The 14,853-nt window shown below is 67.4% G+C and carries 13 protein-coding genes; 8 read left to right on the plus strand and 5 right to left on the minus strand.

Annotation, left to right across the window (positions count from 1 at the left end; translation table 11 throughout):
* The first annotated feature begins 3 nt into the window (after positions 1-3).
* On the plus strand, positions 4-546 hold the full coding sequence (locus tag HF885_RS00200; RefSeq protein WP_170102977.1) for a 4Fe-4S binding protein: 543 nt from the start codon (positions 4-6) through the stop codon (positions 544-546).
* 7 nt (positions 547-553) lie between these two features.
* Complete coding sequence (gene xdh, locus HF885_RS00205; RefSeq protein ID WP_170102978.1) at positions 554-3,391, plus strand: selenium-dependent xanthine dehydrogenase; 2,838 nt, start codon at positions 554-556, stop codon at positions 3,389-3,391.
* Between the two features lie 809 nt (positions 3,392-4,200).
* Here xdh and HF885_RS00210 read toward each other — a convergent pair.
* Together HF885_RS00210 and HF885_RS00215 are read right to left on the minus strand one after the other, a co-directional pair.
* The gene (locus HF885_RS00210) at positions 4,201-4,779 is read right to left on the minus strand and encodes a putative ABC transporter permease (protein ID WP_170102979.1); all 579 of its coding nucleotides are present in this window, start codon (positions 4,777-4,779) and stop codon (positions 4,201-4,203) included.
* Positions 4,780-4,798: 19 nt separating this feature from the next.
* Complete coding sequence (locus HF885_RS00215; RefSeq protein WP_328804293.1) at positions 4,799-5,263, minus strand: HD domain-containing protein; 465 nt, start codon at positions 5,261-5,263, stop codon at positions 4,799-4,801.
* A 194-nt stretch (positions 5,264-5,457) separates the two neighbouring features.
* Here HF885_RS00215 and HF885_RS00220 point away from each other — a divergent pair, with 194 nt between their 5' ends.
* The 3 genes from HF885_RS00220 (at position 5,458) to dpaL (ending at position 8,948) form a co-directional block, all read left to right on the plus strand.
* Positions 5,458-6,060, plus strand: coding sequence for a TetR/AcrR family transcriptional regulator (locus HF885_RS00220; RefSeq protein ID WP_170102981.1), 603 nt, complete (start codon positions 5,458-5,460; stop codon positions 6,058-6,060).
* A 160-nt stretch (positions 6,061-6,220) separates the two neighbouring features.
* On the plus strand, positions 6,221-7,504 hold the full coding sequence (locus HF885_RS00225) for a double-cubane-cluster-containing anaerobic reductase (protein WP_170102982.1): 1,284 nt from the start codon (positions 6,221-6,223) through the stop codon (positions 7,502-7,504).
* Positions 7,505-7,724: 220 nt separating this feature from the next.
* Entirely contained in the window at positions 7,725-8,948 is a 1,224-nt protein-coding gene (gene dpaL, locus HF885_RS00230) for a diaminopropionate ammonia-lyase (RefSeq protein ID WP_170103265.1), read from the plus strand.
* A gap of 180 nt (positions 8,949-9,128) precedes the next feature.
* On the opposite strand, the gene HF885_RS00235 is transcribed toward dpaL, so the two are convergent.
* Positions 9,129-9,407, minus strand: coding sequence for a hypothetical protein (locus HF885_RS00235; protein WP_170102983.1), 279 nt, complete (start codon positions 9,405-9,407; stop codon positions 9,129-9,131).
* A 16-nt stretch (positions 9,408-9,423) separates the two neighbouring features.
* Complete coding sequence (locus HF885_RS00240; protein ID WP_170102984.1) at positions 9,424-9,678, minus strand: hypothetical protein; 255 nt, start codon at positions 9,676-9,678, stop codon at positions 9,424-9,426.
* Positions 9,679-9,911: 233 nt separating this feature from the next.
* On the opposite strand from HF885_RS00240, the gene xdhA reads away from it, so the two are divergent.
* The 3 genes from xdhA to xdhC are packed head-to-tail and all read left to right on the plus strand — an operon-like array spanning position 9,912 to position 13,695.
* Positions 9,912-12,254, plus strand: coding sequence for a xanthine dehydrogenase subunit XdhA (gene xdhA / locus HF885_RS00245; protein WP_170102985.1), 2,343 nt, complete (start codon positions 9,912-9,914; stop codon positions 12,252-12,254).
* Positions 12,254-13,135 carry a xanthine dehydrogenase subunit XdhB gene (gene xdhB, locus HF885_RS00250; protein ID WP_170102986.1) on the plus strand — a complete coding sequence of 294 codons (882 nt, stop codon included), beginning with the start codon at positions 12,254-12,256 and terminating at the stop codon, positions 13,133-13,135. The genes xdhA and xdhB overlap by 1 nt, the downstream gene beginning before the upstream one ends.
* Positions 13,135-13,695 (plus strand): xanthine dehydrogenase subunit XdhC, encoded by a 561-nt coding sequence (xdhC, locus tag HF885_RS00255; RefSeq protein WP_170102987.1) that lies wholly within the window; start codon positions 13,135-13,137, stop codon positions 13,693-13,695. Before xdhB ends, xdhC begins: the two co-directional genes overlap by 1 nt.
* Before the next feature lie 95 nt (positions 13,696-13,790).
* Here xdhC and HF885_RS00260 read toward each other — a convergent pair whose 3' ends face one another.
* On the minus strand, positions 13,791-14,633 hold the full coding sequence (locus HF885_RS00260; protein ID WP_170102988.1) for a LysR family transcriptional regulator: 843 nt from the start codon (positions 14,631-14,633) through the stop codon (positions 13,791-13,793).
* Between the last annotated feature and the right edge of the window lie 220 nt (positions 14,634-14,853).

The following is a 14,853-nucleotide window of genomic DNA, read 5'->3' on the forward strand; positions in this document are numbered from 1 at the left end:
TCTATGGCCAAGCGTATGCCAAGGGTCGCGGTCGTCCACTGCGCGGGCGGCACGGCGCCACTTGACGGCATAGTGCGGGAGGAGCTGCCGCACGACTGCGCCCAGATCAAGGCGGCGCATCCCAACGGGATCGGCGTGTGCTCGTGGGGGTGCCTCGGCGGAGGCAGCTGCGAGGCCGCCTGCCCGTTTGGCGCCATCCACGTGGACCCGGAGCGCCACGTGGCCGTGGTGGACCGCGACGCGTGCCGTGGCTGCGGAAAGTGCGCGAAGGCGTGCCCGCAGCACCTCATCACCGTGGCGCCCGCCGCGAACGTGATCCAGGTGCGGTGCTCGAACCAGGACCGCGGGCCCACGGCGCGCAAGGCCTGCCCCAACAGCTGCATCGGCTGCGGCATGTGCGAGCGCGTGTGCCCCATGGGCGCGGTGCGCGTGGTCGACGGCCGCGCGGTTATAGACGACGAGAAGTGCGTGGCATGCGGCATGTGCGCGACGAAGTGCCCGCGCGGCGCCATACACGATGCGAACGGCATCATGGCCGTGAGGTAGGGAAGACATGGCAGAGCAGTTCACGTTCACCGTCAACGGAAAGACGGTCACCACCGACCAGGACAAGCCGCTGCTGCGCTTCTTGCGCGACGACCTGGGCCTCACGTCCGTGAAGGACGGCTGCAGCGAGGGCGCGTGCGGCACGTGCACCGTGGGCGTCGACGGCATCGCCACCAAGGGGTGCGTCATCACCACGCGCCTGGCCCAGGGCCGCACCATCGAGACCGTGGAGGGCCTCACGCACGAGGAGCAGGAGGCGTTCGTGTACGCGTTCGGCGCCGTGGGCGCCGTGCAGTGCGGCTTCTGCATCCCCGGCATGGTCATGAGCGGCGCCATGCTGGTGCGCCGCAACCCCGACCCCTCCGAGGAGGAGGTCAAGTGGGCCATCCGCGGCAACATCTGCCGCTGCACCGGCTACAAGAAGATCATCGAGGGCATCCTGAAGGCCGCGGCCATCCTGCGCGGAGACGAGCGCATGGACGACGCGCTGGAGAAGGGCGATGACTACGGGGTTGGCGAGCGCGCCTTCCGCGTGGACGTGCGCCGCAAGGTGCTGGGCTACGGCAAGTACCCGGACGACCTCGCGCGCGAGGACTACCCGGACATGTGCTACGCGAGCGCGGTGCGCTCGAAGTACCCGCGCGCACGCGTGGTGAGCATCGACACGTCGAAGGCCGAGGCGCTGCCGGGCGTGGTGGGAGTCCTTCTCGCCCGCGACGTGCCCGTGAACCAGGTGGGCCACCTGATCCAGGACTGGGACGTGATGATTGCGGAGGGCGACGTCACGCGCTGCGTGGGCGACGCCATCTGCCTGGTGGTTGCCGAGGACGAGGCGACGCTCGCGAAGGCGAAGCGCCTGGTGAAGGTGGAGTACGAGGTGCTGGAGCCCGTGCGCAACATCGCGGAGGCGAAGGCCGCCGGCGCGCCTTTGGTGCACGACAGCTTCAACGCGTTTGGCAACCACGTGGTGCTTCACGACAACGTGTGCCAGAGCCGCCACATCACGCGCGGAGACGCGAAGGCCGCGCTGGCAGCGTCCGCGCACGTGGTGACACACGACTTCGAGACGCCGTTCACGGAGCACGCGTTTTTGGAGCCGGAGTGCGCCGTTGCGTTTCCGTACAAGAACGGCGTGAAGGTGTGCAGCACGGACCAGGGCGCGTACGACACCCGCAAGGAAGTCGCGCACATGTTTGGCTGGGACGCGGAGCCAGAGCGCGTGGTGGTGCAGACCATGCTGGTGGGCGGCGGCTTTGGCGGCAAGGAGGACGTGTCCGTGCAGCACCTGGCCGCGCTGGCGGCCGTGCGCTTTGGGCGCACCGTCAAGTGCAAGCTCACGCGCCAGGAGTCTTTGGCGTTCCACCCGAAGCGCCACTACATGTACGCGACGTTCACGCTGGGCTGCGACGAGGACGGGCACCTCACGGGCCTGGACTGCGAGGTCAACTTCGACACCGGCGCGTATGCGAGCCTGTGCGGCCCCGTGCTGGAGCGCGCGTGCACGCACGCCGTCGGCCCGTACACGTACCAGAACACGGACATCCGCGGCTTTGGCTACTACACCAACAACCCGCCGGCGGGGGCGTTTCGCGGCTTTGGCGTGTGCCAGACGGAGTTCGCGCTCGAGGCGTGCATGGACCTGCTCGCAAACGAGGTGGGCATCAGCCCGTGGGAGATGCGCTGGCGCAACGCCGTGGAGCCGGGCGAGGTCCTGCCTAACGGCCAGATCGCGGACTGCTCCACCGCGCTGAAGGAGACGCTGCTCGCCGTCAAGGACGTGTACGAGAAGAACGCGTCCCATGCCGGCATCGCGTGCGCCATGAAGAACTCCGGCGTGGGCGTGGGACTTCCCGACGCCGGCCGCGCGAACATCCGCGTCGAGGGCGGGCGCGCGGTGGTGTACTCCGCCACGTCCGACATCGGCCAGGGCTGCAACACCGTCTTTTTGCAGGACGTGGCCGAGGCCACGGGGCTGCCGCTCGAGGCGCTCGCGAACGGCGAGTGCTCCACCGAGGCGGCGCCGGACTCCGGCACCACGTCCGGCTCACGCCAGACCGTCGTGACCGGCGAGGCCGTGCGCGGCGCCGCGTTCCTGCTGCGCGACGCAATGCTCGACGTGGAGGCGGGCCGCCCCGTGCCGCAGGGCCCGGTGCGCGCCAAGGGCGACGGTAAGACCATCACCTACGAGGACGGCACGCCGTACCAGGGCGTTGGCTACGCCGACGGCAGCGCGCTCGTCGCGGGGCACGGCATCCACCCCGCAGACCCGAGGGCGGCGCTTCTCGCCCTGGAGGGCCACGAGTTTGGCTACGTGTACTTCGAGCCCACGGACAAGCTGGGCGCCGACAAGCCCAACCCGAAGAGCCACATCTGCTACGGATTCAGCTCCACGGTCGTCGTCCTGGAGGAGAAGGGCCCCAACCGCGGCAAGATAAAGGAGATCTATGCGGCGCACGACTCCGGCAAGGTCGTGAACCCCATCGCGATCCAGGGCCAGATCGAGGGCGGCGTGCTCATGGGCATGGGCTACGCGCTGACGGAGGACTTCCCGATGAAGGACGCCGTGCCGCAGGCGAAGTACGGCACGCTCGGACTGCTGCACTCCACGCAGATCCCGAACATCCACGCGATCTACGTGGAGAAGGAGCACCTGCTGCCGGTGAGCTACGGCGGCAAGGGCATTGGCGAGATCGCCACCATCGGCACCGCACCCGCCGTGCAGAACGCGTACCACCAGCTGGACGGCGAGCTGCGCTGGAGGCTGCCGCTGGACGACACGCCGTACTCGCGCAAGCGCGCGTGGGGAGACGAGCGGCTCTCCGTCCTGAAGGGCGCGGAGGAGTAGCCCGCGGCGCGTGCGCGCGGCCCGGCGAGGGGCCGCGGTCGGCGCCGTAGCGGGCACCGCCGTGCGACGCCGTGGCAAGGCGATGAATTGGGTGCCCGTGGGTCCGTGCGACTCGCGGGCGCCCTGTCTTTTTTTGGCTTTGCTCCGAACCTGACGACATCTGACGAAATGAGCCCGGAGTGGGGCGGATGGCTCCCTGTTGAGCAGCCCTCTGGGGGCGGTTGGTCGTGCGGCGCCGGTACACGTGAGCCCCGAGTTGACACGCCCGTACACGTCGTGGCCGAGTTTCCCAGGAGCGTGCAAGCTCGCGGCAGACGTGTACCGGGCCGGGTACACTTCGCGGCCCAGTTTGCAGGGGCCCTGCAAGCTCGCGGCAGAGGTGTACCGGACCGGTACACATGGGCGCACTTTTGACAGGAATCCGCAAACTCGGGCCAGACGAGTACCATCGAAAGTTGAACCATGTAAGGAACTTCGAGACGTGTACCGGGCCGTTCGTTAAGACTTTGATCGCGCAGGTCATCTACCTCATGATATGTGGAATTAGACTAATTCCACATGGTACACGTCTGACCCGAGTTTGCATTTTCCGGTACACGTCAGCGAGTTCCTGCCATGGTAAGAATTCTTATGGCACACGTCGGCCGCGAGTTTGCGGGATCCCGTACGTTTCTGCCACACGTGTACCGGCGCTGGGTCTCGCCCGTACTCGTGAGGGCCGAGTTTACGCCCGCCGTGCAAACTCGCGGCAGAAGTGTACCGACGTGTGCCGGCGCGCCCCACGTCCGTCGGACCCGCCGCTTCCGACTCTACGCCAGGGGCAGCCGCAGCGCCCTCCAAAGGCGCGACAGCCTGGGCGCCTGCGCTGCCCGCGGCCTCCGCGGACGCCAACCGTCCAGCACCAGCACCGTCGCAAAAAGGTCCAGCGCATATGCGGCGCACACCAGCCCGGCCGCAGCCAGAACGGCGCCGTGGTCCAGCGTCGCGAGCCCGCCCAGAATCGTCGGCTGCAAAAGCTTGACGTTTATCACCGCAAATACGCCAAATACGCAGCTTGCCTGCGGGCACACCAGCCCGCGAAAGTTCAGCGGGAACATGGAGTAGTCCCACCACCGGCGCCCAAAGCGCCGCTCAAGCAGTGCGCCGGCGGCATATTCCAGCACCGTCGAGAGCGCAAAGCCCAGCACAAACAGCATCGCCGTATCCTGCACCCCACCCAGGACAAACCAAACCACGATGGCACACACGCCGTAGATCGGGCAGCTCGGCCCAAACAGCATGCCGCGCCTCGCAAGGCGACGCTCCACCACGCTGCAGTAGCACGTCTCCCAGACCCATCCGCCCACGCTGATGATGGTGCAGCTCAGCGCAAGGTACGCAAGGCTCATCGCCGCTCCGTGCAGCACGCTACATCACCGTCCCCTCAAGCGGTGCGTACGGCCTGCGCATCAGCACCTCGCGCAGCGTGCAGTACTTGTCCGCCAGCGTGACCACCCATCCCTCGCGATGGCGAGGCGGCGCGGGCACAAACGGAAACATGTGATGCGCAATCACGTCGCGTTCGACGCCGTTCAGTGCAAAGTCGCGGCTCGCATTCTCCAGCGCGCGCCGAGGGTGCGTGAAGCCGTGCCAGCGGTCAGGTGCGTGGTCGTGCCAGTCGTACAGAAAGTAGTCATGCAAGAGCGCGCCGCGCACAAGCGACCGCTCGTCCAACCTCAGGCGCATCGCCCGCGCAAACGCGAGCGAGAAGTACGCCACCGCCTCGCAGTGCTCCATCGTGGACGTGTCGCCGTGCTGCGTGAACGCCGCCATCTGCCTGAACTCCGCCGTCCGCACGACGGGTCCCGCGATCCGCGCGTACGTCTCGGCCACGCCGCTCGCCGCCCCTTCGCCCGCCATCCCGCGCGTATGCCCGCCCCCTCGGCGCCGCATCCCGCGGCGACAGTCGTCGTCGACGCCCTCGGGCGCCCGTTCGCACCCATTATTTCCAAAATTAGAAATAAGTGCAAATCGGGAAATAGCGTGCCGTGGTAACCTGTCACCAAAGGGCGGGGGAGAGGAACAGGATGAGCCGGTCGCAAGATGGCCCCACAACGGGAGCAAATGCCAGGTCGCAGGACAAGCGCGTGGCGCGCACCCGCCGTGCCATCCGCGAGGCGCTCCTCAACCTCATGGCCCAGCGCGGCGGCGCGGACATCACGCCCAAGGACGTCGCGGACGCGGCCCTCATCAACAAGAAGACGTTCATGGCGCACTATGCCAGCGTCGGCGCCGTCATCCAAGAGATGGAGGACGAGGCCGTAAGCTCCGTGAGCGAGGTCCTCGACGAGGCTGCGGCCGCCACGGACGAAGAGGGTCTCGCCCGCGCGATCGAGCGCCTGGGCTCCATGGTCACGGACGGCGCCTCCAGCCTCGGCCGCCTGCTGCGCACCGGCGCGCGCGAGGACGTCGCCGCCCGCATCCAGCTCGCCGTGCGCGACCGCCTCCGCCGCGTCGTCGGCGCCGCGGAGGACGACCTCGCCTGCGACTTCCTGGCCGGCGGCATCACCAGCGCGTTCCGCCGCTGGGTGGGCGAGAAGGACCGCCCCAGCGCGCAGGAGCTCAGCCGCAGGGTGCGCCGGCTCGTGCGCAGCGTCGCCCCCGAGCGCCGCGACGCGCCCCAATCCTGACCCCCCGAGCGCCGCAACGCGCCCCGGTCCGGCGCCCCAACCGCCTACCGACCAAACATTCCGTTAGCCTAACAATAAGTAAGTCTGCAAAACAAAGAGACTAGCATCGCTCCCAATCACAGGGGCCGCGGCACCGTCCGGCCAGACGAGAGGAGAGCGCATGGCAGAAGAGTACGACTACCACAAGATGTGGGCCGACCTCGGCATGGACGTCGAGGCGCACGACGGGCTGCTCGCCGCGGTGGGCCAGATGTACGGGGATGCGTTTCTCACCCAGAAGAACCGTCCAAAGTCAACGTCCTATCTGGACGGCGTCGCGGGCGCGCTGCACTCCGGCCGCATCCGCGAGCTCGTGGAGGGGCGCGCGGCCGGCAACCCCAAGAAGGTCGTCGGCACGTTCTGCCTCTACGTCCCAGAGGAGGTCGTGACCGCGGCCGGCGCCGTCGAGGTCGGCCTGTGCGCCGGCGCGGAGTGGGCGCCGGAGGAGGCCGAGAAGTACGTCCCGCGCAACACCTGCCCCCTCATCAAGGGCTTCGTGGGGTTCAAGCTCGCACGCGTCTGCCCGTACATCGAGAGCGCGGACCTCGTGGTGGGCGAGAACACCTGCGACGGCAAGAAGAAGGCGTACGAGCAGTTCGGCCGACTCAAGGACACGTACGTGATGGACGTGCCCCACGTCCGCAACGACGACACGCGCGCGCAGTGGCGCAACGAGGTCAAGCGCCTCGCGGCGAGGCTCGAGGGGCTCACCGGCCAGAAGATCACGGCCGACGGCCTGCGCGCCGCCATCAGGCTCGCGAACGACAAGCGCCGCGCCCTCCAGCGCCTCGACGCGACGCGTACGGCGGACCCCGTCCCCATCAGCGGCCTCGACTGCCTGCTCACGGCCCAGGCGGCGTTCATGGACGACTCCGCCCGCCTGACGGGCGCCATCAACGACATGGCCGCGGAGTGCGAGAAGCGCGTGGAGGACGGCGTCGGCGTCGCCCCCAGGGGCGCGAAGCGCATCCTGTACACCGGGACCCCCATGGCGGTGCCTAACTGGAAGCTCTTCAACATCATCGAGAAGGCCGGGGGCGTCGTCGTCGGGGAGGAGTGCTGCACCGGCAGCCGCTACTACAAGGACCTCGTCCCGGAGGACGGCGAGACCGTCGACCAGATGCTGAACGACATCGCGGACCGCTACCTCAACATCCAGTGCGCGATCTTCACCCCCAACGAGGGCCGCAAGCGCGACGTGATCGACATGGCGCGCAGGTTCAAGGCGGACGGCATCATCGACTGCTCCCTGCAGTTCTGCACGATCTACGACATGGAGGCAACGGGCATGGAGCTTGCCGCACGCGAGGCCAACATCCCGTACATGCACCTGACCACCGGCTACTCCAACGAGGACGACGGCCAGCTCAGGACGCGCATCGAGGCCTTCCTCGAGATGATCTAGCCACCTCGGGCGGCGCCTCGCAGGCGTCGCCCGATCTTCTTACGCCCGCCGCGCCGTGCCTACCGCCCGCGGAGCAAAACAAAAAGTTTGGATACCATACTTGTTATTTGTCACTTGCGCGCTACAGTAGGTACTAACAAAAAGTAATGTAAGCAGACAACAAGTTTGCAAAGCGTCACGCGCGGGACCGCCCGCGGGGAAAGGACAGGCCATGAGCTCCATGCAGCCTAAGATCAAGTGGGTCGCCAACCACATGCCCAAGAGTGAGGACAAGAACCTCCAGGTCATGAGCCTGGAGAACGTCGCCAAGGCCCGCGCGTTCCACAAGAGCTTCCCGCAGTACTCCGTGACCCCGCTTGCCAACCTCTCCGGTATGGCCAACCGCCTTGGCCTGGGCGGCCTCTACGTGAAGGACGAGAGCTACCGCTTCGGCCTCAACGCGTTCAAGGTCCTGGGCGGCTCGTTCGCGATGGCGCGCTACATCGCGCAGGAGACCGGCCGCGACGTCGCGGACTGCGACTTCGACTACCTCACGTCCGAGCAGCTCGAGAAGGACTTCGGCCATGCCACGTTCTTCACCGCGACCGACGGCAACCACGGCCGCGGCGTCGCGTGGGCGGCCCACCGCCTGCACCAGAACGCGGTCGTCCACATGCCGAAGGGCTCCACCAAGACCCGCTTCGACAACATCGCCAAGGAGGGCGCCAGGGTCACGATCGAGGAGCTCAACTACGACGACTGCGTGCGCCTCGCGGCCAAGGAGGCCGAGGAGACCGAGCACGGCGTGATCGTGCAGGACACCGCGTGGGACGGCTACACCAAGATCCCGTCCTGGATCATGCAGGGCTACGGCACCATGGCCAACGAGGCCGCCGACCAGCTGCGCCAGCTCGAGGTCAACCGCCCCACCCACGTGTTCGTCCAGGCCGGCGTCGGCTCGCTCGCCAGCGCCATGGTCGGCTTCTTCACCAACCTCTTCCCCAGCAACCCGCCCAAGTTCGTGATCATGGAGGCCGGCGCCGCGGACTGCCTGTACCAGGGCGCGCTCGCGGCTGACGGCGACCCGCGCATCGTGGGCGGAGACCTTAAGACCATCATGGCCGGCCTCGCGTGCGGCGAGCCCAACACCATCGGCTGGGACATCCTGCGCAACCACGCGGACGCGTTCGTGAGCTGCCCCGACTGGGTCAGCGCCAAGGGCATGCGCATGCTGGCCGCCCCCGTTAAGGGCGACCCCGCGGTCACGTCCGGCGAGTCCGGCGCCGTGGGCATGGGCGTCATCTCCACCCTCATGAGCGACCCCGCCTACGTAGAGCTGCGCAAGGAGCTGGAGCTTGGTCCGGACTCCCAGGTGCTGCTCTTCTCGACCGAGGGCGACACCGACCCCGTGCGCTACCGCCAGATCGTCTGGGACGGCGCTTGGCAGAGCGAGAAGGACGAGTAGCCTTCCCCGAAAGACTCCCACTGGCCCCCGCGACACCCCTGAGCCGCCGCGTGGCCAGCCCCCTGAGCGGCGCGCACGTCGCGCCATAGACAACGTGCCCGGCATCGCATAACGCGGTGCCGGGCACTGCTGTGTCTTTGACGCCTGCCTACATGAATAACGTTTCTCCCGATCGTTAGTTCATTCGGCAAGCATTGCCTTGGCGAGTAGGGCGCGGGCGTAGTTGCTGGTTGAGGTGCCGTGCCTCTTCGCCTCTTTTGCGATGGCCTGCTTCATGGCAACCGGTACCTTTATAGAGAGCGTGGCTGTCCCGCCGGCACTGAGGGGCGGTCTCCCATAGACAACCTTGCTACGGTTCTTCCATCCTTCGGGCCATTTGTCATTATCGAGTGCGTCGCACCATTCGTCGATCATCTTGTCTGTCACAGAAGAGCCATTTGCAGCTTTGAATTCTGTCATCCAGCTCATCTCCTCGTCATTCCAAGTTCCCTTTAAACTTATTGGTGGGTGGCACCATGGCGTGGAATACGTGCCATCGACCAAGGTCGTCTTCAAGTGCAACGAGCTCCGCCATACGTCCGTCGGGCAGCACTCCAATCGCAATCCATATTGGCGGATCAAACGCTCCGTTGCGCTGTCTGCATACTATCGGTGTATCCCAGGCATAGCGGACCTCTGCTTCGCTCAAGCCGTGCTTCAGCGCGTGTGGATCTACAACTACTTCGCCCATCGGGCCCTCCGCTTTACGTCTTACGAAAAAGTATACCCATTTGAATACAATTCTTGTTCCAGGTCTATGGGCGTAACAATGCGTAGCGGCCGCCGCCTTTTAATAAGGCATGCGGAACGCGTCTTGCGGCCGCGCTTGCGCACATACCGTCTGGCGCGCCATTCGTGCTTCTCCTGTAATAAACAATTAATATTTTTTAGGCCATAAGAATTTTTATACGAGAGGAGCAAGGATTGGAGAAGTACAGGGAGGTCGGCAGGCAGGTCAAGCGCGTCGACGCCCGTGACAAGGTCACCGGTCGCGCCATGTTCACGGACGACCTCTGCCCCAAGCCGTGCCTCGTGGCCAAGATCCTCCACTCGACCATCGGCAACGGCCGCGTCATCTCGATGGACGTGACGCAGGCGAAGGTGGTGCCGGGCGTCGTGGGCGTGTTCACCTGCTTCGACGTGCCCAAGACCACCTTCCCCGTCGCGGGGCACCCGTGGTACGCCGCCTCTGCCGCCGCAAAGCGCGACGTGGCCGACCGCAGGCTGCTCGACGACCGCGTGCGCATCTACGGCGACAACATCGCGGCCGTCGTCGCCGAGGACGAGGTCGCGGCGAACCGCGCGCTCCGCAAGATAAAGGTGGAGTACGAGGAGTATCCCGTCACGTACGACCCACGCGAGGCCATGCGGGGCACGAACCCTCCCGTGCAGGAGGGAAAGCCGGACAACGTCGTCGGCCACACCCTCGCCGTGACGCCGGAAGACAGGCTCAGGGCCATGGGCTACTCCAGCGTCGAGGACGCCGTCCGCGACCCCAGGTACCACCACTTCGCGTTCCACGCGTTCACGGGCGAGCAGAGCCAGGCCCACATCGAGGTGTGCGTCTCGTACTGCTACGAGGAGAACGGCAAGCTCACGTGCGTGTCCTCCACGCAGATTCCCCACATCTGCAGGCGCATCATCGGCCAGGCGCTCGGCATCCCCTGGGGCAGCGTCCGCGTGATCAAGCCCTACATAGGCGGCGGCTTCGGCACGAAGCAGGACATCCACTTCGAGCCCCTGAACGCGTGGCTGTGCCACCAGGTGGGCGGGCGCTGCGTCAAGCTGGAGCTCTCCCGCGAGGAGTGCTTCTGGGACACGTCCGGCCGCCAGCCCAAGGACTTCGAGGCCGAGGCGTCCGTGGGCGACGACATGCGCCTGCACGCGCGCTCCATCAAGGCATGGTCCAACACGGGCGGCTACATCCACCATGGGCACGCGCTCGTGCTGAACTCCGTGAACACGTTCCGCTGGCTGTACCACACGCAGGAGGACGCGATCCGCTGCGAGGCGTGGACCGTGCACACCAACGGCCCGCACACCGGCGCCATGCGCGCGTACGGCGTGCCAGAGGGCATCTGGTGCGCGGAGTGCCTCATGGGCGACATCGCGCACGACATGGGCTGGGACGGCGTGGAGTTTCGCATGAGGAATGCCATCGTTCCGGGCTACGTGGACGAGTTCAGCCCCTCAAACACCATCTCGTACCGCACGGACGGCCTGCGCGCGTGCGTCGAGCGCGGAAAGCGGCTCATCGGGTGGGACGAGAAGCGCCGGGAGTACGCACACCAGGAGGGCCCCATACGCCGCGGCGTCGGCGTGGCCCTTCTCGTCTACAAGACGGCGGTCGCGCCGTTCGCGCTCGAGACGTCCAACTGCCAGATAACGCTCAACCAGGACGGCACGTTCCAGCTGCAGATGGGCGCGACCGAGATAGGCCAGGGCGCGGACACCGTGTTCTGCCAGATGGCCGCGGAGGCCATCGGCGTGCGCACGGAGGACATCCACATCGTGAGCACGCAGGACACGGACGTGGCGCCGTACGACCCGGGCGCGTACGCGTCCAGGCAGACGTTCGTGTCGGGCGCGGCGTGCAAGGACGCCGGGCAGAAGATGCGCGAGCGGATCCTGGAGCTGGCGGCGCGACTGTACCCGGACGCCCAGGGCGGGCTCGACCTGCGCGACCACGCCGTGTGGGACGCGGCGGGCAACAGGCTCGTCGACCTGCCGGAGCTTGCGCTCGAGGCGTACTACAACCTGCACAGGACGGACCAGATATCCACGCGCGGCCAGGCGACGGTGCACCAGAACGCGCTGGTCACGGGGTGCACGTTCTGCGACGTCACCGTGGACGTGCCGCTGGCGCAGGTCACGGTCAACAAGATCGTGAGCGTGCAGGACAACGGCCGCCTCATGAACCCGAAGCTCGTGGAGCAGCAGATGCACGGCGGCATGGCGCAGTCCATTGGCTTCGCGCTTTCCGAGGAGCTGCTGGTGGACCCCAAGACCGGCCGCGTGCGCAACGCGACGCTTCTTGACTACAAGGTCCCCACGGCGATGGACGTGCCGGAGCTCATCGCGGAGAACGTGGAGACGCAGGACCCGATGGGCCCGTACGGCAACAAGGCGGTGGGCGAGACCCCGATCATCAGCCCGGCGCCGGCCATCCGCGACGCCATCCTGAACGCGACGGGCGTCAAGTTCTACGAGATGCCCATGACGCCGCAGCGCCTGTTCGAGGGCTTCAAGAGGGAGGGACTCATCTGATGTACGACATCGAATCGCTGTACGAGGCCAGAAGCGTGGACGACGCGTGCCGCGCGCTTGCGGACGACCCGCAGGCCATCGTCGTCGCGGGCGGCACGGACGTGCTGGTGAAGTGCCGCGAGGGCAAGCTTGCCGGCGCGCACCTGGTGTCGGTCCACAACCTGACGGAAGAGCTCTGCGGCGTGCGCCTTGAGCAGGACGGCACGGTGTGGATAGGGCCGATCACGTGGTTTCACGGCGTGACCACGAGCCCGGTGGCCCAGCGCGCCGTGCAGACGCTCTGCGACGCGTGCGACACGCCGGGCGGCCCGCAGCTGCGCGTGAGCGGCACGATCGGCGGCAACGTGTGCAACGCCGCGACATCGGCGGACACGGCGTCCACGCTGCTTGCGTACGGCGCGCTTCTGGACGTGAGGTCCGTCCGCGGCACGCGCACCATCCCCATTGGGGAGTGGTACACGGGGCCCGGCAGCTGCGTGCGCGAGCGCGACGAGGTGCTGGTGGGCATACGCATCCCGCGCGCCAGCTACGAGGGCTGGACCGGCCACTACTTCAAGTACGGCAAGCGCCGCGCGCTCGAGATCGCGACCATGGGCTGCTGCTGCCTGGTGAGGCTCTCTGCGGACAAGGCCCGCGTGGACGACATCCGCCTCGCGTTCGGCGTGGCGGCGCCCACGCCCATCCGCGCGCGGGGCGCGGAGGACGGCGTGCGCGGGCTTACGGTCGCGGACGCGGCCGAGAAGATCGGCCTTCTCGCCCAGCGGGACACCAACCCCCGCGACTCGTGGCGCGCGTCGCGGGAGTTTCGCCTGCAGCTGATAAAGGAGATGTCGCGGCGCTCGCTGTTGGAGGCGGCCCGCAGGGGAGGGGCAGATATCTGATGGACATGAGGATCCTCAAGTGCACGCTCAACGGCAGGCCCGTGCAGGTGGGCTACGACCCGCGCGAGTCTCTGTTGGACACGCTGCGCGACCGCCTGCACATGACGAGCGTGAAGCGCGGCTGCGAGGTGGGCGAGTGCGGCGCGTGCACCGTGCTGATAGACGGCGTGGCCACGGACACCTGCCTGTACCTGACGGACTGGGCGCAGGGCAAGGACATCGTGACCGTGGAGGGGCTGCAGGCGCCGGACGGCACGCTGAACCCCGTGCAGCAGGCGTTCGTGGACGAGTTCGCCGTGCAGTGCGGGTTCTGCATCCCCGGCATCATCATGAGCGCGATGGAGATGGTGAACTCCGGCAGGACGTACACGCGGGAAGAGATCCGCAAGAACCTTTCCGGCTACCTGTGCCGCTGCACCGGCTACATGAACGTGATCAACGGCGTCGAGAAGGCCGTGGACATCGTGAACGGCCACGTGGGCGCAGGTGAGCAGGACGCCTCTGACGTGGACTGGTCGCAGCGCGTGAAGGATGGGCTGGAGGCAGACTGCGCTCGGTAGGCGCGACGCGCCGCGCCTTGGCGGCGGGCCATGGCGCCGGGGCGAGAAGGACGGGCCAGGGCGGTCGGTGCGCATTCGCGCCGGCCGCCCGCTCGCTACAGCGCCTCCAGAAACGCGCGAGCCGCCGCGCTTAGGTCGGAAGTACGGCGGTGCACCAGGTACATGCTGCGCCACGCGGGCGTCTTAAGGTGGCGCACGTCCAGGCGGCCCTCGCATCCCTCGAGGGCGAGGCTCGGCAGCAGCGATATCCCCAGCCCCGCCTCCACCATGGCCAGGATCGCCGTCGTGTTCGAGGTGACGCAGCGCACGTTGGAGTGGCGAAGCTCGCGCTGCAAGAGAGGGGCCGTCTCCGTGTCCGCCACGAACATCTCGTCCAGCAGGGACTCCACGGGTATGACGCCCTGTTGCGCAAAGTGCCCCCGCGGCGCCACGATCACCAGCTCGTCGCGCTCGAACGGGGTGCACTCGAGGCCCTCCGCCCGCATGGGGTGGGGAACGAACGCAACGTCCACCCCGTCCTTCTCCATGAGGCTCTGCGCCTCGCCGTACGTGCTCTCGATGATGTTGACCTGGACGCCGGGGTGGCTGCGCACGAACGCGCCCAGGGGGCCCGCCAACCGCAGCGCGACGATGCTCGACGGGGCGGCGATGGCGACGGTGCCGGAGTCCAGTCCGCGCAGAGACTCCACGTGGCGGTGCAGCTCGTCGTAGCTGCGGCACAGCCGGTCCGCGTCTTCCAGCACGGCCTGGCCGTCGCTCGTGAGCGCCAGCGCGGTGCCGCGGCGGTGGAACAGCCTCAGCTGCCAGTCCGCCTCGAGGCTCGCGACCATGCGGCTCACGGTGGACTGCGTGCAACCCAGCTCCTCGGCGGCGCGCGTGAAGCTGCCAAGGCGGGCGCTCGTCACGAACGCCCGGAACTTGCGGATGTTTGCCTCCACGCCTGCCCCCAATCCCGCGCTCGCAACGCGCGACCGCGCCCTCTTCCCAAAGCCGGCCGCGCCGCGGCCTGCGCGCCGCGCGACGCCTGACCGATTCTAGGTTTTATGTCCACCTCGCCATGGGGCAATTAGGCCAGCGGCGCATCGGGCCCGCCCGGGCGAGAAGGGCGCGGGCACAGGGGCGGGCGCGGGCACAGGGTCGGGCGCGGCACAAAAGGCG

Source organism: Parafannyhessea umbonata (assembly GCF_012844235.1).
Lineage (GTDB): Bacteria > Actinomycetota > Coriobacteriia > Coriobacteriales > Atopobiaceae > Parafannyhessea.

Coding starts and splice junctions, on each gene's coding strand:
- HF885_RS00240 (WP_170102984.1), bottom strand. CDS start 9,678: ATGGGCGAAGTAGTTGTAGATCCACACGCGCTGAAGCACGGCTTGAGC.
- xdh (WP_170102978.1), top strand. CDS start 554: ATGGCAGAGCAGTTCACGTTCACCGTCAACGGAAAGACGGTCACCACC.
- dpaL (WP_170103265.1), top strand. CDS start 7,725: ATGCAGCCTAAGATCAAGTGGGTCGCCAACCACATGCCCAAGAGTGAG.
- HF885_RS00235 (WP_170102983.1), bottom strand. CDS start 9,407: ATGACAGAATTCAAAGCTGCAAATGGCTCTTCTGTGACAGACAAGATG.
- HF885_RS00220 (WP_170102981.1), top strand. CDS start 5,458: ATGAGCCGGTCGCAAGATGGCCCCACAACGGGAGCAAATGCCAGGTCG.
- xdhC (WP_170102987.1), top strand. CDS start 13,135: ATGGACATGAGGATCCTCAAGTGCACGCTCAACGGCAGGCCCGTGCAG.
- xdhB (WP_170102986.1), top strand. CDS start 12,254: ATGTACGACATCGAATCGCTGTACGAGGCCAGAAGCGTGGACGACGCG.
- HF885_RS00225 (WP_170102982.1), top strand. CDS start 6,221: ATGGCAGAAGAGTACGACTACCACAAGATGTGGGCCGACCTCGGCATG.
- HF885_RS00200 (WP_170102977.1), top strand. CDS start 4: ATGGCCAAGCGTATGCCAAGGGTCGCGGTCGTCCACTGCGCGGGCGGC.
- HF885_RS00210 (WP_170102979.1), bottom strand. CDS start 4,779: ATGAGCCTTGCGTACCTTGCGCTGAGCTGCACCATCATCAGCGTGGGC.